Annotated in this window: 22 protein-coding genes; 15 read left to right on the top strand and 7 right to left on the bottom strand. The window is 71.5% G+C overall.

Features of this window, described 5'->3' with window-relative positions; all coding sequences use genetic code 11:
* Window positions 1–98 precede the first annotated feature (98 nt).
* The 7 genes from OG844_RS13815 to OG844_RS13785 form a co-directional block, all read right to left on the bottom strand.
* Window positions 99–533 (bottom strand): hypothetical protein, encoded by a 435-nt coding sequence (locus OG844_RS13815; protein WP_406390285.1) that lies wholly within the window; start codon window positions 531–533, stop codon window positions 99–101.
* Window positions 530–1,042, bottom strand: a complete 513-nt coding sequence (locus tag OG844_RS13810; RefSeq protein WP_406390283.1) for a MarR family winged helix-turn-helix transcriptional regulator — start codon at window positions 1,040–1,042, stop codon at window positions 530–532. Before OG844_RS13810 ends, OG844_RS13815 begins: the two co-directional genes overlap by 4 nt.
* A 36-nt stretch (window positions 1,043–1,078) precedes the next feature.
* Window positions 1,079–2,464 carry a diaminopimelate decarboxylase gene (locus OG844_RS13805; protein ID WP_406390282.1) on the bottom strand — a complete coding sequence of 462 codons (1,386 nt, stop codon included), beginning with the start codon at window positions 2,462–2,464 and terminating at the stop codon, window positions 1,079–1,081.
* 76 nt (window positions 2,465–2,540) lie between these two features.
* Complete coding sequence (locus OG844_RS13800) at window positions 2,541–3,338, bottom strand: family 1 encapsulin nanocompartment shell protein (protein WP_406396121.1); 798 nt, start codon at window positions 3,336–3,338, stop codon at window positions 2,541–2,543.
* Entirely contained in the window at window positions 3,338–4,408 is a 1,071-nt protein-coding gene (locus tag OG844_RS13795) for a Dyp-type peroxidase (protein WP_406390281.1), read from the bottom strand. Before OG844_RS13795 ends, OG844_RS13800 begins: the two co-directional genes overlap by 1 nt.
* Window positions 4,409–4,509: 101 nt before the next feature.
* A complete protein-coding gene (gndA, locus tag OG844_RS13790) occupies window positions 4,510–5,952 on the bottom strand; it encodes an NADP-dependent phosphogluconate dehydrogenase (protein ID WP_406390280.1) in 1,443 nt (480 codons plus the stop codon).
* Between the two features lie 64 nt (window positions 5,953–6,016).
* Entirely contained in the window at window positions 6,017–6,490 is a 474-nt protein-coding gene (locus tag OG844_RS13785; RefSeq protein WP_406390279.1) for a DUF5709 domain-containing protein, read from the bottom strand.
* 274 nt (window positions 6,491–6,764) lie between these two features.
* Between OG844_RS13785 and OG844_RS13780 the strand changes: the two genes are divergently transcribed.
* From OG844_RS13780 to OG844_RS13710, 15 genes are all read left to right on the top strand, one after another.
* Entirely contained in the window at window positions 6,765–8,021 is a 1,257-nt protein-coding gene (locus tag OG844_RS13780; protein ID WP_406390278.1) for an ATP-grasp domain-containing protein, read from the top strand.
* Entirely contained in the window at window positions 8,018–8,902 is an 885-nt protein-coding gene (locus OG844_RS13775; protein ID WP_406390276.1) for a Rossmann-like domain-containing protein, read from the top strand. Before OG844_RS13780 ends, OG844_RS13775 begins: the two co-directional genes overlap by 4 nt.
* Window positions 8,899–9,987: a PLP-dependent cysteine synthase family protein gene (locus OG844_RS13770; RefSeq protein WP_406390275.1), complete on the top strand. Its 1,089-nt coding sequence runs from the start codon at window positions 8,899–8,901 to the stop codon at window positions 9,985–9,987. The genes OG844_RS13775 and OG844_RS13770 overlap by 4 nt, the downstream gene beginning before the upstream one ends.
* Complete coding sequence (locus OG844_RS13765) at window positions 9,984–11,060, top strand: enolase C-terminal domain-like protein (RefSeq protein ID WP_406390274.1); 1,077 nt, start codon at window positions 9,984–9,986, stop codon at window positions 11,058–11,060. The genes OG844_RS13770 and OG844_RS13765 overlap by 4 nt, the downstream gene beginning before the upstream one ends.
* Window positions 11,057–12,331 carry an MFS transporter gene (locus tag OG844_RS13760; RefSeq protein WP_406390273.1) on the top strand — a complete coding sequence of 425 codons (1,275 nt, stop codon included), beginning with the start codon at window positions 11,057–11,059 and terminating at the stop codon, window positions 12,329–12,331. Before OG844_RS13765 ends, OG844_RS13760 begins: the two co-directional genes overlap by 4 nt.
* Complete coding sequence (locus OG844_RS13755; protein WP_406390271.1) at window positions 12,328–13,134, top strand: class I SAM-dependent DNA methyltransferase; 807 nt, start codon at window positions 12,328–12,330, stop codon at window positions 13,132–13,134. Before OG844_RS13760 ends, OG844_RS13755 begins: the two co-directional genes overlap by 4 nt.
* A gap of 34 nt (window positions 13,135–13,168) precedes the next feature.
* Window positions 13,169–14,764, top strand: a complete 1,596-nt coding sequence (locus OG844_RS13750; RefSeq protein WP_406390270.1) for an ABC transporter substrate-binding protein — start codon at window positions 13,169–13,171, stop codon at window positions 14,762–14,764.
* Window positions 14,761–15,714 (top strand): ABC transporter permease, encoded by a 954-nt coding sequence (locus OG844_RS13745; RefSeq protein ID WP_406390268.1) that lies wholly within the window; start codon window positions 14,761–14,763, stop codon window positions 15,712–15,714. The genes OG844_RS13750 and OG844_RS13745 overlap by 4 nt, the downstream gene beginning before the upstream one ends.
* The gene (locus tag OG844_RS13740; RefSeq protein WP_406390266.1) at window positions 15,711–16,520 is read left to right on the top strand and encodes an ABC transporter permease; all 810 of its coding nucleotides are present in this window, start codon (window positions 15,711–15,713) and stop codon (window positions 16,518–16,520) included. The genes OG844_RS13745 and OG844_RS13740 overlap by 4 nt, the downstream gene beginning before the upstream one ends.
* The gene (locus OG844_RS13735) at window positions 16,517–18,082 is read left to right on the top strand and encodes an ABC transporter ATP-binding protein (protein WP_406390264.1); all 1,566 of its coding nucleotides are present in this window, start codon (window positions 16,517–16,519) and stop codon (window positions 18,080–18,082) included. The genes OG844_RS13740 and OG844_RS13735 overlap by 4 nt, the downstream gene beginning before the upstream one ends.
* A gap of 397 nt (window positions 18,083–18,479) precedes the next feature.
* Complete coding sequence (locus tag OG844_RS13730; RefSeq protein ID WP_406390262.1) at window positions 18,480–19,964, top strand: UDP-N-acetylmuramoyl-L-alanyl-D-glutamate--2,6-diaminopimelate ligase; 1,485 nt, start codon at window positions 18,480–18,482, stop codon at window positions 19,962–19,964.
* 185 nt (window positions 19,965–20,149) lie between these two features.
* On the top strand, window positions 20,150–21,661 hold the full coding sequence (locus OG844_RS13725) for a carboxylesterase/lipase family protein (RefSeq protein WP_406390260.1): 1,512 nt from the start codon (window positions 20,150–20,152) through the stop codon (window positions 21,659–21,661).
* A 64-nt stretch (window positions 21,662–21,725) separates the two neighbouring features.
* On the top strand, window positions 21,726–21,854 hold the full coding sequence (locus OG844_RS13720; protein WP_406390259.1) for a hypothetical protein: 129 nt from the start codon (window positions 21,726–21,728) through the stop codon (window positions 21,852–21,854).
* A gap of 248 nt (window positions 21,855–22,102) precedes the next feature.
* Window positions 22,103–23,236, top strand: a complete 1,134-nt coding sequence (locus OG844_RS13715) for a S1 family peptidase (protein ID WP_406396119.1) — start codon at window positions 22,103–22,105, stop codon at window positions 23,234–23,236.
* 569 nt (window positions 23,237–23,805) lie between these two features.
* Window positions 23,806–24,921, top strand: coding sequence for a DUF1996 domain-containing protein (locus OG844_RS13710; protein ID WP_406390258.1), 1,116 nt, complete (start codon window positions 23,806–23,808; stop codon window positions 24,919–24,921).
* Window positions 24,922–24,956 lie beyond the last annotated feature (35 nt).

Raw genomic sequence — 24,956 nt, 5'->3', positions numbered from 1 at the left:
CCCCGGACCCGATTCCGACGCCGCCGAGCCCGAACCCGGAGCCCGTACCCGAGCCGGAACCCTCGCCGCAGCCCGCGGGATGAGCCGCGGGCGCCGCGTCACCCGGCGGCCAGTACCGCGTTCGCCCGCTCCGTGACCGTGGCCAGGACGCGTCCGGCCGTGGCCAGGTCCTCGGCGGGCAGATCCGCGTAGAGACCGGCGGTGATCTCGGCGGTCCCGGTCCGGATGTCGTGCTGGAGGGCGCTGCCGCTCGTCGTGAGTGCCAGGCGGGATCCGCTGTCCCCGAGGAGTCCGGACGCGATGAGCGTGTCGATCGTGGCCGTGGCCGTGTCCGCGTCGACCTTGAGGGTGCTCGTCATGCGGTCGGTGAGCCGGTCCCGCTCCGTCGCGCCGCCCTCGTCGGCGGTCGCGTTGAGGGCCACCGCCTGGTGGAACGTGATTCCGGACCGGGCCAGCACATTCTCGAGCACGGCTCGCGTGGCGTAGTGGGCCCTGCCGATGATCTGGCCGTTGACGGTGATGGTGCTGGTCATGACTGCTCCTTGGGAGTGGATGGCTCGTTCAGCAGCACTGTCAGCGTCCGGGTGAACGCCTCGGCCTCCGGCCCGCCCAGTCCGCCCAGCGGTGCCAGCAGCCGGTCCATGAGCTCCTGGACGACCTCGACCGCTCGCGTGGCGACCGCTCTGCCCTCGTCCGTGAGAGCCAGCTGGACCGCCCGGGTGTCGGCCGGGTCGGGCGTCCGCTCCACCAGGCCGGCCGTCTCCAGGGAGCGGGCCAGTTTGGACACGTACAGGGGTTCGAGGCCCGTGTGGTCCGCGAGGCGGCGCTGGCTGGGGCGTTCACCGGAGCGCTGCATGCCGTGGAGCGACCCCATCAGCGAGTACTGCGCGTGCGTGAGACCCAGGGGAACCAGCGCCCTGTCGACGGCGACGCGCCACTTCATGGAGAGACGCCAGACGAGGAACCCGGGTGTCGGCCCTTCGGGGGCGCTGCTGGAGGGAGATTCGCTGGAGGGTGTGCTGCTCGGGGGAGTGCTGCTCATGAGAAATAAGGTACATGGATATTATGTACATGGCTACTATTTTTCGCGGGCACCGGTACTCAGGCCCACCAGTGCGGCGGCGTGGCCCAGCCCGCTCTCCGCCGCCACCGAGTCCAGTGACTGTGCGTCCCGGACCGGAGCGAAGCGCACACCGCCTCCGCCGGGGTCGTCGACGAAGCCGTACACGGCGGGACGGGGCAGGCTGTTGTAGGCCCAGGGGGTCGAGAAGTAGTACGCCCCGGTGTCGTAGAGGACCACGAAGTCGCCTTCCCGCAGTTCGGGCAACTCCCGGGCGTGAGCCACGACGTCTCCGGCGAAGCAGCAGGGCCCCGCGACGTCCTGGACCATCGGCGGCCCGGTCCGGGGGAGGCCCTCGGCGTCGAAGGCGCCGACCCGAAGGGGCCAGGCCTCAGGCATGAAGACCGTGCGCGTGGCGATCTGCGCCCCCGCGTGGGTGAGCGCGATACGGCGTCCGCCCGCGTCCTTCGTGTACTCGACGCGCGCCCCGATGAAACCGTTCTTGGCGAGCAGGGACCGGCCGAACTCGGTGACCAGTGCGTACCGGCCGTCGAACAGGCCCGGAACCTCCGCACGGAGCACCGCGACGTAGTCGGCGAAGGACGGGCGGACCGTGTCGTCGTCGAAGTTGACGGGCAGCCCGCCGCCGATGTCGATGCCGGTGATCTGCTGGGTTCCCACCGACTCGTTGATCTCCTCGGCCAGCCGGTAGGTCTCGGCGATGCCCTCCGCGATCAGTTCGAGCGGACAGCCCTGCGAGCCGACATGGGCATGCAGGCGGGTCAGCCAGGGGCGCTCGACAAAGGCCTGTACGACCTGCTTGCGGACGCCGGGATCACCCAGGGCGACACCGAACTTCGATGTGGCCGTGGCCGTGCTCATCGCCCCGATGGAACCGCCTCCCACCTGCGGGTTGATCCGCAGTCCGATCACGGACACCGATCCGGTCGAACGCAGTTCCCCGATACGGCGGAGCTCGGAGAAGCTGTCGGCGTTCACGGCGACGCCGAGGTACAGGGCCAGCCGGAGCTCGTCGCGGGTCTTGGCGGGCGAGTCGAGGACGATCTTCGCCGGGGCGAATCCCGCCTCGACGGCGAGCCGCAGTTCGCCGGGGCTCGCCACCTCGCACCCCATGCCGCAGTCGGCGAGCAACCGCAGTACGGGGACCAGGGACGCGGCCTTGGCCGCGAAGGTGTGCAGCACGGGCGCCCCGGGGACGGCGGCGAACGCGTCGTGCAGCGCGGCGACGGAGTCGCGCACGCCGTCCGCGTCGAGGAAGCCGGCGACGGGCTGTTCCTCGCTGAGCAGACCGTCCGCGACCGCCCGGCGGATCGTCTCGGTGAACCTGGTGGAGGACGGGGTGCGCAGGGGATCCGTTTCGCTCACGGGAGTTGTCGACGTCATACGGCCAGTGTCGGTCCTGCGCAGGCCCGGGGCGCGCGATTGCTCCTGACCGCCGGCTACGTACGGGCACGCGAGGTCAGGCGATGAGCCCGATCACGGCCTCGGGCGTCAGCATCCGGAAGGTGAAGGCCTGATGGAAGTAGAGCCGGATGTCCGTGGCGTCGTGGTCGAGGTAGCCGATGGACAGGTCCTGGCCCAGACACAGTTCGAAGTCGCCGCCGCGGGTGGACAGCAGCACACCGCCCTTGACGGCGGGCGCCCACAGGATCGGTTCGTCGAGCACCCGTGCCAGATGGGTGGCCACCGGATAGCCGTGGTCGGAGGTCTCGGTGGCCTCGGTGAACGCGTCGGCACCGAGGAGCAGCCGGTACGGTCCGTCGACACCGGCCAGCCGCAGCCGGGTCAGCGCCTGGCTCACGGCGGCCGGATAGTCCCGGGCGTCGGCGGGAAGCGCGAGAGGGGTGTGTGAGGAACCGTCCCGCAGGCCCGTGATGCCGGCCGCCGCGTACCCGTCGATGACGGCCATGTCCTCGGCGAACGCACAGGTGCGGGCCGCGTCCTTGACGGGCTGCCAGTCGCTGTCCTCGGAGCCGCGTTCCACGTCGTCGACGGCCGCCCGTGTCACCGTGAACGGCACCCGCCACTCGATGACGGGCGTGGACGTGCGGGCGCGGGCGATCACGTCGGGGGTGGGCGGGTCGATGTCGCGCAGGTGCCCGTCGCCGATGGCGGCCAGGCCCGGACCTTCCGGGTCATGGACGTCCACCACACGTCGGCCGGCCACGTGGCGGCTGAAGGTGCGCCGGGCTTCCTCTTCGATCTGTTCCCAGGCGGCGCCGGTGACGGGGGCCAGTTCGCGGTGGAGGTTGTTCATCATTGGGCGCTTTCTTGCAGGCTGCCGATGCGCAGCGAACCGTCACGGACCGCGGCGGCGGACGGGGACTGCGGCACAGGCGCGGACACCGGCTCCGGCAGGGCCCCGGAACCGGCGGGAGCGGGCAACGGCGGAGGGGCGTCGAGGAAATCGGCGCTGGGGGCGTGGAAGAGGGTGCCGGTGACCGCCGTGGAGAAGTCGAGAATGCGGTCGTGAGAGCCGGGCGGGCTGCCGAGGAACATGTTGCGCAGCATCTGCTCGGTCACTCCGGGGTCAGCGGCGTATCCGATGAAGTACGTGCCGAACTCGCCCCGTTCGAAGCTTCCGAACGGCATGTTGGCGCGCAGGATGTCCTGTTCGGTGCCGTCCGGGCCGGTGACGGTGTTCAGTGCGAGATGGGAATCGGCGGGCTTGACGTCGTCGGCGAGTTCGACGTCGCTGAACTTGGTGCGGCCGATGATCCGTTCCTGCTGCTCGGTGCTGAGAGCGTTCCAGCCGGTCAGGTCGTGGAGGTACTTCTGCACGATGACGTAGCTTCCGCCCGCGAAGGCGGGATCGTCCTCGCCGACCAGGGCCGCCGCCAGGGCGTCCTCGCCCACGGGGTTCTCCGTACCGTCGACGAAGCCGAGCAGGTCCCGGTGGTCGAAATAGCGGAATCCGTGGACCTCGTCGACGACGTTCACCGCGCCGACCAGCCTGCTGAGCAGCTGGGACGCCCACTCGTAGCAGACGTCCATCTGTTCCGCCCGGACATGGAACAGCAGATCGCCCGGGGTGGCGGGAGCATGATGCAGAGGACCTCGCAACTCCTGGAACGGATGCAGAGCGGCCGGCCTGGGACCCGAGAACAGCCGGTCCCAGGCGTCCGAGCCGAAACCCGTCACGCACGCCAGTCCGGCGTCAGGCACCCGGAAGCCGATCGAGCGGGCGAACGCGGCGAGATCGGGCAGCACCTCGCGGACCGCGGATTCGCCCCCCGGCTCGATCGTGGCGACCAGGACCAACGCGGCGCCGGTCAGCGGCGTGACAACGGGCTGGACGACGACGGGATCCGGGACGGCCTCGGGCATGCGCGCACTCCGTGGGTGGTGGCAGGGCTCCCTGCCACTAATCCACAGCCCCGTCCCGGCCGCACTCCGGGCGGTCCGGCCGGGCGAAGGAGCCGCCGCTGTCAGCCGGTGGCGGTCTCCGACCTGTCGCCGCCCCAGAGCGTGTGGAACGAGCCCTCACGGTCCGTGCGCCGGTAGGTGTGCGCCCCGAAGAAGTCCCGCTGGCCCTGTGTGAGCGCCGCCGGCAGCCGGTCGGCGCGCAGCCCGTCGTAGTACGAGAGCGCCGCTGCGAAACCGGGAGTCGGCACACCCTGGCGCACGGCCTCGCCGATCACCGAGCGCCAGTCGTCCTGCGCCGCGCCGATCTCCTCGGCGAACTGCTTGTCGGAGAGCAGGCTCAGCAGGTCGGGGCGGGTGTCGTACGCCGCCCGGATCCGGTCCAGGAACGCGGCGCGGATGATGCAGCCGGCCCGCCAGATCGCCGACACCGCCCCGAGATCGATGTCCCAGCCGTAGGCGTCGCTACCTGCCCTGATCTGGTGGAACCCCTGGGTGTACGAGACGATCTTCGATGCGTACAGCGCCTGCTCGACCCGGTCGGCGAAGGCAGCCGCGTCCGCCTCGTCCGGTGCGGAGGCGGAAGGCCCCGGCAGGTCACGGGCAGCCTCGCGCAGATCGGCGTGTCCCGACAGGGAGCGGGCGAAGACGGCCTCAGCGATCCCGGACACCGGCACACCCAGGTCGAGCGCGATCTGCACGGTCCAGCGGCCGGTGCCCTTCTGTTCCGCCCGGTCCTGCACGATGTCGACGAACGGCCTGCCCGTCGCCTCGTCCGTGTGGGCGAGCACCTCGGCCGTGATCTCGATCAGGTAGGAGTCGAGGCGCCCGGTGTTCCAGCTGCGGAAGGTCTCGGCGATCCGGGCGGGGGAGTAGCCCGCGACGGCCCGCAGCAGGTCGTACGCCTCCGCGATGAGCTGCATGTCCGCGTACTCGATGCCGTTGTGGACCATTTTCACGAAGTGCCCGGCGGCGTCCGGCCCGATGTGGGTGGTGCACGGTGAGCCGTCCTTCGCCCTGGCGGCGATCTTCTCCAGCATCGGCCCCAGCGACGCGTAGGACTCCTCGGAACCGCCCGGCATGATGCTCGGCCCGTTCAGCGCGCCCTCCTCGCCGCCGGAAATGCCCACGCCGACGAAGTGGATCCCGCGTTCACGCAACTCCTTCTCGCGGCGACGGGTGTCCTCGAAGTGGGCGTTGCCGCCGTCGATGATGACGTCGCCGTCCTCCAGGAGCGGTGCGAACTCCTTGATCACGGCGTCCGTCGGCTCACCCGCCTTGACCATGATCACCAGACGGCGGGGGCGCTCCAGAGCGGCGACGAACTCCTGCGGGGTGTGCGCGGCGACGAATGTGCCCTCCTGGCCGAACTCCTCGACGAGGGCGTCGGTCCTCGCGGTGGTGCGGTTGTGCACGGCTACGGTGAAGCCGTTCCGGGCGAAGTTCCGGGCGAGGTTGCGGCCCATCACCGCGAGTCCTGTGACGCCGATCTGCGCAGTGCCGCTCATATGGGTGCTCCTGCAATCTGTTCGGGGATGCCGGTCAGGGGTACGGGTTTCGACGAGTGGGCGTTCAGCGGGCGGTCTCCTCGCCCAGGAGGTCCTCCTCCTCGGGAATCAGGTGCATCGCCGCTTCCTCGGCCGATGCCGCCGCACCGTCGATGCCGACGTCCTGGGCGGTGAGTGTGGCCGGAACGTGGCCGTCGCCACCCTGGGTGAGGCGTCCGGCGCGGTCGGTGCCCACTTCCGTGTCGTAGAGCTCGCCGTCACCGTCGGCCAGATCTCCCGGCCCGTCGCCGTCTTCCGAGACTTCGGGAATCTCCCTGGTCAGACGGGTGTCGAGGGACTGGCCCGTGTGTCCTTCCGTCGCGGTGGTGCCTTCGTCGTTCACCGCCCACGGCCGATCGGGCGGTGAGTACCCCTCGTCGAGGACGTCGGTGACCCCTGTGGTGTCCAGGGTGTCCTCCACATCGAGCAGGTCGTCGGGGTCGGAGGCTTCCGGTTCCTGGGGCTGGTAGACGTCGTCCCCCCGGTCGGTGTCGCTCATGGTGTCTTCCTTTCGATCCGGGGGTGGGTGGGGCTGCCGCCGCGTCCGCGGGGCGCCGGGGATCGTCGCGCCCGTTCCGGGTCCCTGTACGCAATTCCACTCCGGTCCAGCGGGCACCGCAACGGAAGCGGTGCACGAAAGGGCATGACGAAGCTTTAGATGACAATGAAAACGATTATCGATAGCGTGTGAGCCGTCGGGCAGGACAGCCCCCGTACAGGGGTGAGCTCTGCCTGCCCGCCATTCCCAACGGCACTGTGAGAAGGGGGAGCTCGTGGCTCACCTGTTGGTCGTCGAGAGCTGGGTCGGATCGATGAGCAGACTGCTGCCGCGGGCACTGGGTGAGGGCGGGCATCACTTCACCTTCCTCACCCGCGACCTGCAGCACTACCTCCGCACCGCACCGGAGGGCACGGCCCATCCGCTGCTCACCGCACGGAACGTCGTCACGGCACCGACCAATGACCTCGAAGCGCTGCTTCCGCTGACCGAGCGGCTGCACGGAGCCCTTCCCTTCGACGGGGTGATCACCTCCTGCGACTACTACCTGCCCGCGGCCGCCCGTATCGCCGCCCGGCTCGGTCTGCGGGGCCCGGCACCCGACGCGATGGAGAACGCCTGCCGCAAGGACGCCACCCGCCGGATCCTGGCCGCCGCGGGCCTCCCGGGCCCTCGGTTCGCGGTCTGCGAGGACGCGGTCGCCGCGGCGGAGGCCGCGCAGGACATCGGCTATCCGCTGGTGGTCAAGCCGGTGGACCTGTGCGCGGGCATGCTCGTCCGGCGTGTCGACGACGCGGCACAACTGGCCGCGGCCTGCCGTGCCCTGGAGGCGTTCCCCGTCAACGCCCGTGGACAGCGCCGCACGGCCCACATCCTCCTCGAGGAGTTCCTGCGGGGCCCCGAGGTCAGCGTCGAGACCGTGACGTACGAAGGCACCGTCCACGTCGTCGGGGTGACCGACAAGAGCGTCGGCGGTGCGCCGGCCTTCGTCGAGACCGGTCACATGTTCCCCGCCGACCTCACGCCCGACGGGATCGCCGCCGCCGCGGACACCGCCGTACGCGCCGGAACCGCACTCGGACTCGACGACGTCGTGGCGCACACCGAGATCAAGCTGACCGCCGAGGGACCCCGCGTCGTGGAGGTCAACCCGCGCCCCGCGGGAAACCGCATCACCGAACTCGTACGGCACGTCACCGGCATCGACCTCGCTGCCGCGTGTGTCGACGTGGCGCTCGGCCGCCGGCCGGATCTCCGGCGGCGCGACACCGGACTGCGCAGTGCAGCCATCGGATTCCTGGTCCCGGACACCACGGGCACGCTGGCCTCCGTCGAGGGCTCCGCCGGGTTGCGCGACGCCGACGGAGTGCTCGACATCCAGCTCGCCGAACCGGGACGTACGGTCGTGGCGGCCGACAGCAACAACGCCTACCTGGGCCACGTCATGGCGGGCGACGCCGCGGGGCTCGGTGCCCGTGACCGCGTCGAGTCGCTGCTCGCAGGCCTGCGCCCCCGGCTGGTGCGGTCATGACGACGACCACTCCCACCGACGCCGGGACCCTCACCCTCGACGTGCTCCTGCGCCGCGCACTGGCCGGGGAGCTGGGTCCGGATCCCCGTGCCCGCCGGATCGCCGTGGCCTTCACGACGTCCCAGGCCGTACGGCACGACGGGCGGCGCGGCGGGTACCGCAACGAGGTGCTGAGCCTCCGCCTCGGCCGGGCCGTCGGCTCGTGCTCCGTCGAACCAGGCGCCCTCCCTGCCGGGACGGTCGACGACTGCGCCGGTGCGGACGTGGCCGGCCTCCTCGCCCATCCGCTGCTGCCGGTACGGGTCGCGGCGCTGGACGCCTACCTGATGGACGTCCTGCCACACGGCCGGGCGGACCGGGCGCAAGCCGTGTCCGTACCCGCCGGGACGTCGATCGAGCGCTCCCGTGCGCGGGCGAAGGCCGTCGTCGATCTGCTGGCCGTCGCACCAGGCGGCACGGTCCTGGTCGTCGGAGTCGTCAACTCCCTGCTCGCCGAACTGCGCACACGGGGCATCACCGGCCTGCCGTGCGACCTGAAGGGCGGCACCACCGAATGGGGCGAACCCATCGCCACCGACGCCCTGGACGCCGTCGCGCACTGCGACGCCGTGCTCGCCTCCGGCATGACGCTCGGCAACGGAACCTTCGATCCGCTGCGCCGTCGCGCCCTGGACCACGGCAAGCCCCTCGTCATGTTCGCCCAGACAGGGAGCGCGGTGCTGCCCCGCTTCCTCGGCGCCGGAGTGACCGCGGTCTGCGCGGAGCCGTACCCCTTCTTCTGGCTCGACGGCGGACCCGGCACCGTCCACCGCTACCGGGCGGGCGACGGCGGACCCGGTACCGAACACGACCACCCGGCGGACGACGGAGGCACCCTGTGACCACAGCGGCAGCACCACAGACCCTCGCACCCCACCGCGAACTCCTCGCACTGATCGGCCGCACCCCGCTGGCCAGGATCACGACAGGGCTCCCGGCACCCCACCCCGGCTTCTGGGCCAAGCTCGAAGGGCACGCCGTCGGCGGAATGAAGGCACGGGCCGCGGTGTCGATGCTCCTCGGAGCCGAGGAACGCGGCGAACTGCGCCCCGGAGCACCCGTGGTGGAGTCCACCTCCGGCACCCTCGGCATAGGTCTGGCCTTCGCGGGACAGGCGCTCGGCCACCCCGTCGTCCTCGTCGGCGACAGTGAACTCGAACCGTCCATGCGGCAGTTGCTGCGCGCCTACGGAGCCAGGCTCGAGCTCGTCGACCGCCCGGCCGCACGGGGCGGCTGGCAGGGCGCCCGCCTGGAACGGCTGCACGACCTGCTCGGCCGGCTGCCCGGCGCGTACTGGCCCGACCAGTACAACAACCCCGACAACACAGCCGGTTACGCCTCGCTCGCCGCCGAACTGGCTACTCAGCTCGACCACTTGGACATCCTCGTGTGCAGCGTCGGCACCGGCGGGCACAGTGCCGGGATCGCCGGACCGCTGCGCAGGCACTGGCCCGCGCTGCGCATGATCGCCGTCGACTCCACCGGATCCACCATCTTCGGGCAGTCCGCGGCACCACGCCTGATGCGCGGGCTCGGCAGCAGCATCCATCCGCGCAACGTGGCGTACGACGTCTTCGACGAGGTCCACTGGGTCGGTCCGGCCGAGGCCGCCGACGCCTGCCGGCGCCTCGCCCGGGGCAACTTCGTCAGCGGCGGCTGGAGCACCGGTGCCGTCGCACGCGTCGCCGCGTGGGCCGCCCGCACCCGGCCGGGCGCGGCCGTCGCCACCGTCTTCCCCGACGGACCGCACCGCTACCTCGGAAGCGTCTACGACGACGACTTCACGACCGCCCACGGAATCGCCCCGGACCGCGCGGCCACCGAACCCGTCGAGATCCCGCACCCGCGCGCCGCCCAGAACGCCGGATGGGCCAGGTGCACCACCGTCACCGACCCGCTCGCCGAACACCTGGAGAGGCAACGGTGAACGTCACCCAGCACACCGGCCGGCTCGTCCTCGCGGAACCGTTGCGCATCTCGCGCTCGACCATGTCCGCGCGCGACGCCGTACGGCTGACCGTCGAACACGAAGGGCTGCGCGGTCACGGCGAGGCCGTCACGAGCGTCTTCTACGGCCTCGGCACCTCGGCACTGCAGAGGCTGTTGGCCGACGTCGCAGGGCGGCTCACCCGCTTCGCCGGGCCGGAGAGTGCACTGCACGCACTGCGCGTCGGCGAGCTCACCGCCCCGGACACCCCCGCCGCCGTGACCGCCGCCACGGAAGCGGCGCTCCTCGACCTGGTCGGCAAACGCACCGCCACCTCCGTACACGCGTTCCTCGGTTCCCCCGAAGCACCGAGGGCCGCCACCGCCCGTACGATCTCCCTCACCTCTCCGGGCCGGGCGGCAGCCAGGGCGCGCCTGCTCGCCGACGCCGGGTTCTCCGTCATCAAGATCAAGGCGGGCGACCGGGACCAGGAAACCGATCTGGACCGCGTACGGGCCGTCCGCGCGGCAGCCCCCGGCGCCCGGCTCCTCCTCGACCCGAACGGGGCCTGGTCCGCGGGCCGGGCCCGCAGGCTCCTGCCCCGGTTCGCCGAACTCGGCGTCGAGGCCGTGGAACAGCCGCTCGCCCCCGGCGACCCGGAGGCCCTGGCACGACTCGCGGCCCGGTCCCCGCTGCCCGTCATCGCGGACGAGGACGCGGTCACCTACGAGGACGCCCGGCGGCTCGCCGGACGCGTCCACGGAATCAACGTCAAACTCGCCAAGTGCGGCGGAGTCCACGCCGCACTGCGGATCGCCGCCCTCATCGAGGGCAGCGGGACGGACCTGATGCTCGGCTGTCTGACCGCCAGCACCCTAGGTATCGCCCCGGCGGTCCACATCGCCGACCGTGCCCGCTGGATCGACCTCGACGGGCACCTGCTGCTCGCCCACGACCCCTGGACCGGCATCGGCGGCGCCGACGGCTTCGTGGGAACGACCGGGCGGCCGGGACTCGGCGTGCGTCAGCGCACTGCGGTGGAGCACGGGACGTCGGAGGAGGCGGCGTCATGAGGACCTTGCACGAGATCCGCGGTCTCCCGCTCGCCATCAGGCTCCTCCTGGTCAACCAACTCGGGGTCAACACGGGCTTCTACCTGCTCATCCCCTTCCTGGCCGTCCACCTCGGCGACAACCTGGGGATGTCCGCAGCCGTCGTCGGCATCGTCCTCGGAGTCCGCAACCTCAGCCAGCAGGGCCTCTTCCTCATCGGCGGATCGGCCGCCGACCGGCTGGGCGCGCGCGGCGTCATCATCGCCGGCTGCGCGATACGCACCGTCGGCTTCGCCCTGTTCGCCCTCGGCGACGGACTGCCCGTCCTGCTCGCCGCCTCGGTGCTCAGCGGAGTGGCAGGGGCCCTGTTCAACCCGGCCGTCCGTGCCTGTCTCGCCCAGGAGGTGGGAGAGCGCAGGGCCGAGGCCTTCGCGCTCTTCAACGTCTTCGCGACCACCGGCGCCCTCATCGGCCCGCTCCTGGGCAGCGCCCTGCTCCTCGTCGACTTCCGGGCCTCCGCGCTCACCGCCGCCGCGATCTTCGCCCTGCTCACGGTCGCCCAGGCCGTGGTCCTCCCCGCCCGCGACGTGCCACCGGCCACGAACAGCGTCACCGCCGACTGGCGGGAAGCCGTCGGCAACCGCGCCTTCCTTGCCTTCGCACTGGTCATGGTCGGCATGTTCACCCTGGAGAACCAGCTCTACCTGCTGCTGCCCGACAGTGCCCGCCGGGCCACCGGCTGGGACGGTGCGGCCGGACTCGTCTTCCTCGTCGGTACGCTCGCCGGCCTCGCCCTGCAGCTCCGGATCACCCGTGTACTGAAGCGACGCGGCAGCAGGGGCCGCTGGATAGCCACCGGTCTCGCCCTCATGGCGCTCGCCTTCATACCGCCCATGACACTGGCCGGGACCGGCGCACCGCCCGGCGGTCCCGCGGACACCGTCCTGCGCGCCCTGCCCGTACTGGCCGGAGCCTTCCTGCTCCATCTCGGGATCATGACCGCGCAGCCGTTCGTCATGGAACTCATCCCCGGCTTCGGGCGGCCCGAACTGACGGGAACGTACTTCGGGATCTTCTACGCGGTCTCCGGCATCGCCGCGGCGGTGGGCAACACCGCCGTCGGCTGGGCGATGGACGCGGCCGGGCGCGGTGGGACGGGCAGCGCCGCCGGCCTGCTGCCCTGGGTCTGCTGTCTCGTGCTCGGCCTCGTATCCGCAGGTGGCGTGGCGTGGCTCCACCGCATGGGCGCCCTTCCCGCGGCGCACCCGTCACCCGTGCCGGTGACGGCATGAAGCACACGGGAACCGAGGGGACGCGGAACCTGCTCACCGACCGGCCCGCGCTGTACGAGGCCCGGTTCCCGGACCCCGGCCGGCTCGCCGGCCGATGGGCCGAGGACTGCCTGCGACGGTACGGGGCGGGCCCGACGGTCCTGGACCTGGGCTGCGGCACCGGACGCGACGCCGCCCACCTCCACCGTGCAGGACGCCGCGTCACTGCGGTCGACCTCTCCGCCTCGATGCTCGACCACGCCCGTGTCCACCACCCCGGACCGGTGTACACACGCGCGGACCTGAGCGGATTCGCTCTCGGCCGGCGGGCCTTCGACGCCGCGGTGTGCCTGGACAGTTCGCTGCTGTACTGCCACACGAACGAACAGCTCGACGGCTTCCTGGCCTCCTGCCGCCGCGCCCTGGCCCAAGGCGGCCTGCTGGTCGCGGAGATGCGCAACGGTGCGTACTTCCTCGGCCGGAACGAACCACCCGCCGGTCCCGCCGTCGCGCAATTCACCTGGCACGGCACCACCTACCGCTCGACCACCGTCCTGGACGTGGACCGTACGGCCCAACTCCTGCGGCGTACCCGCACCTGGAGCACGGACGACGGCACACCGCCCGTCGAGGAGCGCTCCGCCTGGCGGCTGCTGTTCCCCCAGGAACTGCGCCACCTCCTCACCGCCCACGGCTTCGAGGTCCTCGCGCTGCACGACGGCCCTGGGCCGCGCACCGAACCGGCCTGGCGGCCGGGCGACGGCCCAGGCCGCACCGCCGACGGTGACCGCCTCCACGTCGTGGCCCGCCGCACCGCCCGATAACCACCCCGCAACCCTCGACAACAGGAGATCAGCCATGCCCAATTCGCCCAGTACGCACGAAAATTACCCCCGCCTGCGCAGGCGCGGCTTCCTGGCCGCAGCCGGGGGAGCGGCCGGCCTCGGCGCACTCGCTCTCGCCGGATGCTCCGGCAGCGGCACCACCGACAGCGCCGCCGCCGGGGGAGCGGGCGCCCCACGACGCGGCGGACGGCTGCGCGCCGCATTCGCCGGCGGCGGTGCGAGCGAGACGCTCGATCCCCACCTGGGTAACCTCTTCGCCGACGCGGCCCGCGCGAAGGCACTCTTCGACAAGCTCGCCGACTACGGCGCGGACCTGTCCGCCCAGCCGCGACTCGCCGAGAAGTGGGAGCCGAACGAAGGGCTCGACCGCTGGACCGTCACCCTGCGGCAGGCCGACTTCCACAACGGGAAGCCGGTGACCGCCGCCGACGTCCTGTACAGCTACCGCCGCATCGCCGACCCGGAGAAGGCGTACCGGGCACGGGCCTCCCTGGAGCCCATCGACCTGGAGGCGAGCCGCGCCACGGGGGAGCGGACCGTCGAGTTCGTACTCAAACGGCCGACGGCCGAATTCCCCAACGTGCTCGCCGCGTTCGGCACGTACATCGTCCCGGACGGCGCCACCGGATTCGACCGGAAGCCGGTCGGCTCGGGCCCCTTCCGGTTCGTCTCCTTCGCACCAGGGCGCTCCACCGTCCTGCGCCGCAACGACGACTACTGGGACGGTGCCCCGTACCTCGACGAGCTCGAATTCGTCGTCGCCAACGAGGAGTCCGCCCGCGTCAACGCGCTCCTCGGCGGCCAGGTCGAGTACGCGCACGAGCTCAACCCGGCCACCGGCCGCGCACACGAGAAGGCCGGCAGCATCGAGATCGTCCGCCTGCGGAACAGCGCCATGCAGGCCTTCGCCATGAAGACCGACCGGCCGCCCTTCGACGACCCCCGCGTCCGCGAGGCGTTCTTCCACATCGCAGGCCGCAAGGAACTCGTGGACGGTGCGCTCTCCGGCGCGGGCGAGATCGGCAACGACCTCTTCGGCAAGGGGTACGAGTACTACGCGGACGAACTCCCGCAACGCGTACAGGACATCGACCGCGCCCGCCACCTCCTCAAGAAGGCAGGCGCGGAGAACCTGAAGGTCACCCTCGACACATCGGCCGTCGCCGCGGGGTTCACCGAAGCCGCCGGAATCTTCCGCGACCAGGCGGCCCGCGCCGGGGTCACCGTCTCCGTCCGGATGGGCAGCAAGGACTCCTACTGGAAGGACATCCTCGACTCCGGCACCCTGTGCTGCTACCGGTCCGGGGCCATGCCCATCGAGTCGCACATCTCCCAGCGGCTGCTCACCGGCTCCACCACCAACGCGACCAAGTGGCAGGACAAGAGCTTCGACACGCTCTACCAGCAGGCCCAGTCCACCAAGGACGAGGCAGGACGCGATGCCCTCTACGGCCGCATGCAGCGACAACTGCACACCCGGGGCGGGTTCCTCGTCTGGGGATTCGGGGACTGGATCATCGGCACCGCACGCTCCGTACGGGGCGTCGCGCGCGAGGCACCCGCCAACACCCTGGACTGGGCGCGCTTCGACAAGGTCTCGCTGGCGTGAACGGACCGCGTTCCTGGATCGCACGGCGGCTGCTCCTCGGCGTGGCCCAGACCGGGGCCGTCGTGCTGCTGGTCTTCGCACTCACCGAGGCGATGCCGGGTGACGCCGCCGTGGCCTTCGCCGGTGACCAGCCCGACCCGGCACGCATCGCGGCCGTGCGCGAGGCGATGGAGCTCGACAAACCCGCGCACATCCGGCTGGCCGACTGGGCTACGGGCCTGCTGCACGGCGACTTCGGGACCTCGCTCACCTCCGGCCGGCCCGTGGCAGCCTTCCTCGCGGACGGCTTCGGACCGACCCTGCTCCTCGCGGCCCTCACCCTGCTCCTCCTGGTCCCCGTCGGAGTCGGCCTCGGTGTGCTTGCCGCCCGCCGCGAGGGCCGGCTCACGGACCGGCTCATCAGCTCGGCGACCCTCGGCGTCTACGCCGTCCCCGAATTCGCCCTGGGAGTCCTGCTGGTGAGCGTGTTCGCCCTCCGGCTCGGCTGGTTCCCGCCGACCGCCGTGGGCTACGGCACCGAACTGCTCACGCATCCGGCCGCCCTCGTCCTGCCCGTCCTGGTGCTGCTCGCGCGGCCCGTCTGCTCGCTGTCCCGGCTGGTCCGGGCAGGAATGATCGAGGCGCTCGCCGCCCCGTACGCCGTCCAGGCGCGCCGCTACGGAATCTCCGGCGCACGCATCCGGTACGGGCACGCCCTGCCCAACGCCCTCGCTCCCGCCACCCAGCAGCTCGCCCGCACCGTCGACTGGCTGCTGTGCGGCGTCGTCGTCGTGGAGGCGCTGTTCGTGATCCCCGGACTCGGCACCGTACTCATGAACGCGGTGGCCGACCGCGACATCCCCGTGGTGCAGGGGCTCGCCGTGGTCTTCGGCCTCGCCACGGTCGTCATCAACCTCGGCGCCGACCTCGTCACCCACCGTTTCGCGCCACGGTCGGGGGTGGCGGCGTGACGCGGCTCGGGAGGTACGGGCCCGGCGCCGCCGTCGCCGGAGTTCCGCTCGGCCTCGCCGTCCTCGGACCGCTCCTCGCGGGCGAACCCCCGGCCCGAGCAGCCTCCTTCACACTCGGCGGTGGCCACTGGCTCGGCACCGACTTCGTCGGCCGTGACGTCCTGGACCAGGTGCTGCTCGGCGGACGGTCCGTGGTCCTGGTCGCGCTCGTCGCGACGGCCCTCGCCTACCTGGTCGCCCTGCCCCTCGGGCTGATCAGCGCCCTCACCCACCGCGGTTGGCTGGAGGAACTGCTGATGCGTCCGCTGGACGTACTGCTCGCCGTGCCCTCGCTCCTCATGATCCTGCTGGTGGCGGCCGCCTTTCCGCCAGGTGCCGCCGGACTCGCCCTGCTGGTCGCCTTCGTCTCCGTCCCGGACGCCGCCCGCATCGTGCGCGCGGCCGCCGCGGAAGCCGCCTCCCGGCCTGCCGTGGAGGCGCTGCGGATGCAGGGCGAGCGCTGGTGGCGCATCGCCGTCGGCTACGTCGGACGGTCCATCCTGCGGACCCTGGCAGCCGACGCCGGGATCCGGCTGACGGGAGTGCTCTACCTCGTCGCCACAGCTGCCTTCCTGGGCATCGGGGTCGCCCCGGACACTACGGACTGGGCCGTGATGGTGGACCGCAACCGGACCGGACTGCTCGTCCAGCCGTGGGCGGTCGTCGTACCCGCCCTGCTCATCGTCGCGCTGACCATGGGCGGCAACCTGCTCGTCGACGCGGCCATGGAGAACCGCACCACGCCCCGGAAGGGCCGACGCCCATGAACCAGCACCCTGTGCTCGCCGAGATCAGCCGCCTGAGTGTCGAGGTCGACGGACGCGCCCTCGTCGACCGCGTCAGCCTCCAGGTCCGGGCCGGTAAGGTCACCGCTCTGGTCGGCGCGTCCGGCAGCGGAAAGACGACGACCGGCCTCGCCCTCCTCGGCGCGTACCCCGGGGGCGCCCGTGTGACGGGCGAGGTACGCGTGCACGACACCCGGGTCGGCTACGTCCCCCAGCATCCCGCGGCCGTCCTCAACCCGGCCCGCCGCATCGGTGCCCTGCTGCACGACATGGCCCGGCAGCAGGTGCGCGACCTGCCCCGGGCCCGGCGTCGTACGGCAGCGGCTCAGCGCGTGATCGAGGCGCTCGGTCACGCCCACCTCACCGACGCCGAAGCGCTCTTGCGCCGCTATCCGCACCAGCTGTCCGGCGGACAGCAGCAGCGTGTCGTCATCGCCCAGGCACTGCTGCTCGGCGCCCGTGTCGTCGTCGCGGACGAGCCCACCACCGGGCAGGACGCCCTGACCAGGCGCCGCATCGTCGGCCGGCTGGCAGCGGTGGCCCGCCGGGGTATCGCCGTCGTGCTGCTCAGCCACGACATGGACGTCGTACGCGAACTCGCGGACGAGGTGCTGGTGATGCGGGGAGGACGCGTGGTGGAACACGGACCGGCGCACCGCGTGCTCTCGGCCCCCGCGCATCCGTGGACGCGGGAGCTCCTGGCCGGACCGGGGACCAGGGGTCGCACGGAAGCAGGGATCCCCGGTACCCCCGTCGCCTCCGGTGCGGAGGTGTTGCGGGTCGACCGTCTCGTCGCCCACCACCGCGCCGGGGGTTCCCCCGTCCGGGTGCTGAGTGTGGCCGGAATGGCCCTCAGCACCGGTGAACTCCTCGCCGTCGTGGGCCGCTCGGGCAGCGGCAAGACCACTCTTGCGCGTTGTCTCGCCGGTCTGCACCGCGACCACGAAGGGGTCGTGTCCCTCGACGGGGAGGCCCTGCCCCGGAGCCTGCGGGCCCGGAGCCGTGAGCAGCTCGCCGCCGTCCAGTACGTCTTCCAGGACGCGCGGGCGGCTTTCGACGAACACCGGCCCGTTCTGGACCAGGTCGCACGCACGGCGGTACGGCTGCGGGGAGCCGGCCGAGAGGAGGCGGCGCGGCAGGCCCGGCAGACCCTCGCGGACCTGGGGCTGGGCGACGACCTCGTACGAAGGCTTCCGGGGCGGCTGTCCGGCGGCGAACTCCAGCGCGTGGCGCTCGCCAGGGCACTGCTCGCGCGGCCCCGCGTACTGGTGTGCGACGAGATCACCTCGGGCCTCGACCCGGTCGCCCGGCGCTCCCTGCTGGACCTGCTCGCCGCACTGGTCCGGCGGGGGGACGGCCTCGGCGTCGTCCTCATCACCCACGACCTGGACACAGCGGCCCAGGCGGCGCGCCTCGCCGTACTGGACGGCGGCCAGGTGGTCGAGGAGGGCACCGGGGAACAGATCCTGACCGCACCGAGCCACCCGTTCACCGTGGCGCTCCTCGGTGCGTCAACGCGCCGGGGGGCGGCCGTACGCCCCTGACCGGGCCGTACGCCCCTGTCCACGCCGTAGGGCCGCCTCACGGCGGCGAAGCGGAATCCGGATCACCTGTCCGGACGTACACTCGGCTCATGGGTCGCATCAGTGTCATGGGGAAGTGCCTGCACCAGGCCGCCCTCGACGCGTCCGCGAGCTGCCGCACCGTCCTGCACGGACACGGCTAGCGATCTTCAGCGGTTCCTGACCGGGTCTCTGCCCCGTCCCGCTGCTCCACCGCGCCTATCACCCGTCGCACCTCGCTCATCGCACACCGCTCGACGCACAGTGCTCCCCGCACGGCGTACGAGCCCCACTTCACCACCGCAGCATCGGCGCACCGCCGTCGCTGCGCCCCGGCGACGGCCCCACCACGGCCACAGCCACCCTCGAAGGGAACATCTTGAAGCTGAGCGCGCTGCTCGCCGGGCAGGACCACGACCTACTCCAGGGTGACCCGGAGGAGACCTGGATCACCGCGGGAACGGCCCTCGACGCGGACCGGGTGGCACCGGGATCCCTGTTCATCGCGGTGCCCGGACACGTGGAGGGCGGCCCGGAATCCGTGGCCCCCGCCCTCGCCCGGGGCGCGGTGGCGGTCATCGTGGACGACAGCTGCGTGCTGCCCGCCGCAGCGGCCGACGTCTGCGTCGTACGGGTGCCGGACACCCGTGTCGCGGCCGCGGTCGTCGCGTCGCGCTACTTCGGCGAGCCGGGGAAGCAGATGGACCTGGTGGCGATCACAGGCACCAACGGGAAGACCTCCGTCTCGTACATGGTCGAGTCCGTGCTGCGGATCTCCGAGGGCGTGCGGAGCGGCGTCATCGGCACCGCCGGCAGCCGTATCGGCGACGAGCTGATCCCGATGCCGCACTCCGTGCTGACCACTCCGGAATCACCCGACCTGCAGTACCTGCTGGGCTGCATGCGCGACAGGGGAGTGGGCAGCGTGGTGCTGGAGGCCACGTCGATGGGCCTGCTCACGCACCGGGTGGACCGCACCTTCATCGACGTGGGTGTCTTCACCAATCTGAGCCAGGACCACCTGGACGACCACGGAACGATGGAGAACTACCGGGACGCGAAGCTGCGCCTCTTCCAGGGGCTGTGCCGGCGTGCCGTGGTGAACGCGGACGACCCGGTGGGAGCAGGCATCCAGGCGATGATGCCCGGCGCCGTCACCACGTACGCCCTCGACACCGACGCGGACTACCGGGCGACCGACCTCTCCGTGGACGCCTCGGGCACCCGGTTCACGCTGCACCACGACGGCCGCAAGTACCCGGCGGCGATCCCCTCACCCGGCCGGTTCTCGGTGGCGAACGCGCTGGCCACGGTGGCCGCCTGCCACCTCCTGGGACACGACCTCGCCGGCCTGGTCGCCGCACTCGAACGGATGCCGCAGATCCCGGGCCGGTTCGAGCGCTTCACGACACCCCGGGGAACCTCGGTGATCGTGGACTACGCGCACTCGCCGGACTCGCTGAACAAGGTCCTCGGCACCATCCGCGGCTTCGCCCGGGCCAAGGTCATCACCGTCTTCGGCTGCGGCGGCGACAGGGACACCACCAAGCGGGCCGAGATGGGAACGATCGCCGGTACCCACTCCGACCTGTGCGTCCTCACCTCGGACAACCCGCGCCACGAGGACCCCGAGGCGATCCTCGACCAGGTCGCACCCGGCATCGAGGCCACCGGCACCCCGTTCGAACGCCGCGCCGACCGCCGTGGCGCCATCGAGTTCGCCCTGTCCGCCGCGGGCCCGGACGACATCGTGCTGATCGCCGGCAAGGGGAGCGAGCCCCACCAGACCGTCGGCGACGAACTGATCCCGTTCAGCGACATGGCCACCGTGCGCGAAATCGTCCTGCAGCAGGCCCCGCTGTAGGTCCGCCCACGTCCGTCGGCAGGGTCCGGCGGGATGCGCCCGCCCGGCTCCACCGGACCGAGCCCCGATGCACATCGGAAGTGCGTCGGCGGACGCGATCTCGGCGTTGGCCCGCACCGCCCGCCTGATGAAAGGCTGGCACCGTGCCGTCTGCGGGAGGCGGAAGACACGACGGGGGAGCGCGGATGACGGTGTTCAGGACGAGGTCGGGAGCGGTCCGCGGTCGGCGGACCGCGCGCGACCCCGGAGTCGTCGTACTGCGCGGAATCCCTTACGCCGCACCGCCGTTCGGCGTCGACCGGTTCCGGGCCCCGCGCCCCGCCGCCGCCTGGGACGGCATCAGGGACTGCGCGGCGTTCGGACCCGTCGCCCCGCAGTCCGCACGACTGCCCGGAGCGCCCGGCTGGTCACCCGGCGACGAGGACGTCCTCAGCCTCAACATCTGGACCCCGGGCGGCGTCGGCGACGCGCTTCCGGTGCTCGTCTGGATCCACGGCGGCGCCTACGTCTTCGGCTCCTCAGCGCAGCCCGACTTCGACGGCACGCCCCTCGCCGGACACGGACTCGTCGTGGTCACGCTCAACTACCGTCTCGGCTTCGAGGGGTTCGGTCACGTCCCGCCCGTCGCCGGCGGGGAGTCCTGCCCGGACAACCGGGGTCTGCTCGACCAGGTCGCCGCCCTGGAATGGGTGCGGGACCACATCGCCGCGTTCGGCGGCGCCGCCGACAACGTCACCGTGGCAGGACAGTCCTCCGGAGCGACATCCGTGGCCTGCCTGATGGCGATGGTCCGGGCGCGCGGACTGTTCCGCCGTGCCGTCGCGCACAGCGCCGTGAACTCCTGCGCCTCCCCGGAATCCGCTGCCCGCACCACACAGGAGGTGGCCGCCGCGGCAGGCGTGCCGGCCACGTACGACGGCCTCGTATCCACTTCCCCGGCCGCCCTCGTCGACGCCTCGGACGCGGTGGCCGACGGCTACCGCCTCGACCCGGCATCAGGGCAGCGCCACTACGACCCCGCCATCTACGGGCCGGTGGCGGGCGGCGACACGCTTCCGCTGGAGCCCTTGGCGGCGTTCGCCGCCGGCGGCGCGTCCGATGTCGACCTGCTGGTCTGCCACACGACCGAGGAGTACTGGCTGCTGGACGCCGTCGGCAGCAGCGCGAAGATCACCACAGAGAGACAACTCGCCGCATTCGCCGAAGACTTCCAGCTGCCCGCAGCGCTGCTGGACCGCTACCGCGCACTCATGCCCGGTGCTCCCGTACTCGATGTCTTCCTCGCCGTGTACGGAGACATGCTGTTCGGCGAGTACAGCAGCAGACTCGCCGAATCCCATGCGCGGGCAGGCGGCCGGGCCTTCCTGTCCCGCTTCGCCCGGCAGCGGGGCCGCCCGGGCGAACCCGTCCGGGCCTGGCACTGCGCGGACATCCCGTTCGCCTTCGGCAACCTCGACGAGGAGAGCGTCCACTTCCTCGTGGGCGGCCCTCCGGACCCCGCCGATCACGACCTTTCGGTGCGCATGATGCGCGCGTGGGCCGGCTTCGCCGCGTCCGGCGATCCGGGCTGGCCGCCGGTCGGCGGTTCCACGGACGCGGTGCGGATCTGGGCCACCGCCGCCGGTGACTCAGGCGGCGCGTGGGAGCTGTTCCGTACGGGGTGGCGCGAAGCCGGACTCCCGCTGCCTACGCCCTGACAGGTACCCCGGGCCTCCGCTGCAGCGGAGGGAGCCTGAGCGTTCCTCCGCCTTCGCGGATGCCATGCACCATCCGCAGCTCCCCGAGGTGACGGGCGTCCTCGGTCCGGAGAACGCCGCAGGCGTCCAGGAGGAGCGCGAACGGGACGGCCGGGGCGCCGGTGATTCCGGCTCTCGGCCGCCTGCGACGTGATCCGGCCATTGCCTGCTCCTCGCGGTCTCCGGGTCGTCCGTTTCCTGTGACAGCAGGACTGCCGAGGGTTCACCGGATGAGTACATCGACTCAACCGGGCAGTCATTGGCATGGACCTGTCTATCGATCTGGACTACAGTCCGTTGCGGCACTTCTGAGAGCGCTCTCAGAACACTCTCGGATGCTTCCTGTTCCACCCCCACGATGCTGGAACAACACGAAGGGGTACTCCCTTGAGACACACCACGATGGTGCGGACCGGTCTGTCCGCGCTGCTCATCATCGGCACCTGGGCAACCGCCGGCCTCACCCAGGCGAGCGCGGCGGACTCCCCCTCCGCCGCCGAACCCCGGGCCGGCGCCGCCCTGATGGCGGCCATGCAGAAGGACCTGGGCCTGACGAGAAGTCAGGCCGAGGCGCGACTCACCGCCGAGAAGTCGGCAACGGCCCTGCAGGGCACTGCGCAGCGCGCAGCGGGAGCGTCGTTCGGCGGTTCCTGGTTCGACGCGGACAGCGGCAGGCTGACGGTGGCCGTCACCGACAGCGGGACGGCCCGCTCCGTCCGGGCGACCGGCGCCGACGTCCGCCTCGTCGACCACACCGCGAAGGAGCTGGACGCTGCCAAGAGCCGGCTGGACGCACTCTCCGCGCCCAGCGGGGTCAGCAGTTGGCACGTCGATCCCGAGGCGAACAGCGTCGTGGTGAACGTCGTCGCCTCCCACCAGGGTGACAACGATGTCCGCGCCTTTGTCGCCAAAGCGCGGAAGGCCGGGCCGGTCACGGTGAAGCAGACCGCCGCGGCCCCGCAGACCTTCGCCGCGGGAACGGTCGGCGGAGACCCGTACTACACGGGCAACGTCCGCTGTTCCATCGGCTTCTCGGTGCACGGCGGCTTCGTCACGGCCGGGCACTGCGGCGGCGTCGGCGGAGCCGTCAGGGGCTGGGACGGCTCGGCCATCGGCAACTTCCAGGGATCGTCCTTCCCGGAGAACGACTACGCCTGGGTGAACGTGGGCAGCGGCTGGTGGACCGTCCCGGTGGTCCTCGGCTGGGGCACCGTCTCCGACCAGCTGGTCCGCGGCTCCAACGAGGCGCCCATAGGCGCCTCGATCTGCCGTTCCGGCTCCACCACGCACTGGCACTGCGGAAGAGTCCTGGCCAAGAACGAGACGGTGAACTACAGCCAGGGCGCCGTCCGTCAGATGACCAAGACCAGCGTATGCGCCGAACCGGGTGACTCCGGCGGCTCGTTCATCAGCGGCGACCAGGCGCAGGGTGTCACCTCGGGCGGATGGGGCAACTGCAGCAGCGGCGGTGAGACCTGGCACCAGCCGATCAACGAGATCCTCAACCGGTACGGGCTGAGGCTCCACACGGCCTGACGATCCGCGGGGCCTGCCCGGCCCCGCCCCACGCCGTCGCCGGTTTCCCGGCGATCCGGCGGCAAGACGACGGTCCGTTACGGCAGCAGGGTGGCCCCCTGTCGTAGCGGGCCGTTCGTGCGTTGACCGGGGCGGCTGCCCGTTTTCTGTGCGCCCGCTCGTTCCCTCGCGCGACCGGCCTCGCCCGAACGCCGTGCGCCCCGGCCGCGGGCCGCACCCGGTGTGCCGGGCCTGCCCGTCAGGCACCCTGCCGGGTAACGCGTTCCTCCGGCCCGCTGTCGCGCGCTGCCGCCCCTCGCCCGGCGCCGGATTTGTCGCTGCCGCACACCGTTGCCGGCCGGGTCCGCGCCAACTGCCCTTACATGGCGCATCGTTCACAGACTATTGACATGCTCTCAGCGGCGACGTAACACTGGCACCGCTTTGGAGAGCGCTCTCCCAGGGGTCTCCGCAAGGGGTCCCGGCCTCGAGCCGCACTGGGTGGGCCCCTCCCGGGTGCCCGATCCAGCTCCACTCTCCCCCCACTGCGCACCCGATGTGCGCGGATGAAGAGCGGCATGGAGGTCCGCATGGCCGAAAGATTCAGCAGAACCACTCTGGTGTCCGCACTCATCGTCGCCACGGCCCTGGCCCTGGTGGCCCTGGGGCTCAACGCGATCACGAGCGCCGGTGCCGGAACCACCGGTGCGGCCCCGCAGACGGCCGGCGTGCCCGCCGCGGCGTCGCACGTCGTGCAGGGACACGTCATGGCGGCAGCCGATCCTGTTCCGTCGGGCGACGATCCGGACGGCGACGGATACATTCCGGCGAATCCGCCGGTCACCGGGGTGCAGCCGTCCGCCGAGATCCCTCCGGTCCGGTACTTCCACGAGTTCCAGGCGAACTGTTCGGTCAACCACACCGGTTCCGTGGACCCGATCGTCTACCCGGGGCAGACCGGAAAGTCCCACAACCACACCTTCATGGGCAACGACACCACGGACGAGAACAGCACCACCGCCTCGCTCGGCGGGGGCGGAACCGCCTGCAAGGCGCCCGGTGACCTGTCCGCGTACTGGATGCCGACGCTCTACAAGGGCAACCAGGAGGTGCGCCCGGTCGGTCCGCAGACCATCTACTACAAGTCCGGGGTGACCGACTACCGGAGCGTCAGGCCCTTCCCGAAGGGGCTGCGGTTCGTCGTCGGCAGTCCGACACAGACGCTGCAGGAGTTCCGCAATCATCCGGGCAGGGTGGAGGGCTGGGAGTGCGGGGAGAGCTACAACAACTTCGACTTCCCGGCCACCTGCCCGTCGCGTCCGGACGTGCAGCTGAACCTCCGTATGCAGGCGCCCAGTTGCTGGGACGGGAGGCACCTCGACACCCCGGACCACAAGGCCCACATGGCCTATCCGGGCGCCCAGGGTGCCAACCAGAACGTCTGCCCGACCTCGCATCCCGTCGCTCTGCCGATGATCGAGTTCAAGATGGCGTGGCCGGTCAACGGTGACATGTCGCAGGTGAGGCTGGCCAGCGGTACGGGCCACTCCTTCCACTACGACTTCTTCAACGCCTGGGACGACGCCACGCTGAAGGCCATGGTCAGCCACTGTGTCGTCGGCGGTCTCCAGTGCGACGCCCGGGGCTACGACCAGAACCGCCCCGGTGACGGTGCTGTCCTGGACGAGAACTACGAACTGCCCTGACCCGACCGCGCTCTCCCCGATGGGTGCAGTGTGCC

The sequence above is a fragment of the Streptomyces sp. NBC_00887 genome, assembly GCF_045207585.1.
The sequence above is the reverse complement of the archived record's forward strand: the minus strand, read 5'-3'. Positions and strand labels throughout refer to the sequence as shown.

Excerpts from the sequence above, each read along its gene's own strand:
- OG844_RS13815 (WP_406390285.1), bottom strand. The coding sequence starts at position 533 with ATGACCAGCACCATCACCGTCAACGGCCAGATCATCGGCAGGGCCCAC.
- OG844_RS13810 (WP_406390283.1), bottom strand. The coding sequence starts at position 1,042 with ATGAGCAGCACTCCCCCGAGCAGCACACCCTCCAGCGAATCTCCCTCC.
- OG844_RS13805 (WP_406390282.1), bottom strand. The coding sequence starts at position 2,464 with ATGACGTCGACAACTCCCGTGAGCGAAACGGATCCCCTGCGCACCCCG.
- OG844_RS13800 (WP_406396121.1), bottom strand. The coding sequence starts at position 3,338 with ATGAACAACCTCCACCGCGAACTGGCCCCCGTCACCGGCGCCGCCTGG.
- OG844_RS13795 (WP_406390281.1), bottom strand. The coding sequence starts at position 4,408 with ATGCCCGAGGCCGTCCCGGATCCCGTCGTCGTCCAGCCCGTTGTCACG.
- gndA (WP_406390280.1), bottom strand. The coding sequence starts at position 5,952 with ATGAGCGGCACTGCGCAGATCGGCGTCACAGGACTCGCGGTGATGGGC.
- OG844_RS13785 (WP_406390279.1), bottom strand. The coding sequence starts at position 6,490 with ATGAGCGACACCGACCGGGGGGACGACGTCTACCAGCCCCAGGAACCG.
- OG844_RS13775 (WP_406390276.1), top strand. The coding sequence starts at position 8,018 with ATGACGACGACCACTCCCACCGACGCCGGGACCCTCACCCTCGACGTG.
- OG844_RS13760 (WP_406390273.1), top strand. The coding sequence starts at position 11,057 with ATGAGGACCTTGCACGAGATCCGCGGTCTCCCGCTCGCCATCAGGCTC.
- OG844_RS13755 (WP_406390271.1), top strand. The coding sequence starts at position 12,328 with ATGAAGCACACGGGAACCGAGGGGACGCGGAACCTGCTCACCGACCGG.
- OG844_RS13750 (WP_406390270.1), top strand. The coding sequence starts at position 13,169 with ATGCCCAATTCGCCCAGTACGCACGAAAATTACCCCCGCCTGCGCAGG.
- OG844_RS13735 (WP_406390264.1), top strand. The coding sequence starts at position 16,517 with ATGAACCAGCACCCTGTGCTCGCCGAGATCAGCCGCCTGAGTGTCGAG.
- OG844_RS13725 (WP_406390260.1), top strand. The coding sequence starts at position 20,150 with ATGACGGTGTTCAGGACGAGGTCGGGAGCGGTCCGCGGTCGGCGGACC.
- OG844_RS13720 (WP_406390259.1), top strand. The coding sequence starts at position 21,726 with ATGCACCATCCGCAGCTCCCCGAGGTGACGGGCGTCCTCGGTCCGGAG.
- OG844_RS13715 (WP_406396119.1), top strand. The coding sequence starts at position 22,103 with ATGGTGCGGACCGGTCTGTCCGCGCTGCTCATCATCGGCACCTGGGCA.
- OG844_RS13710 (WP_406390258.1), top strand. The coding sequence starts at position 23,806 with ATGGCCGAAAGATTCAGCAGAACCACTCTGGTGTCCGCACTCATCGTC.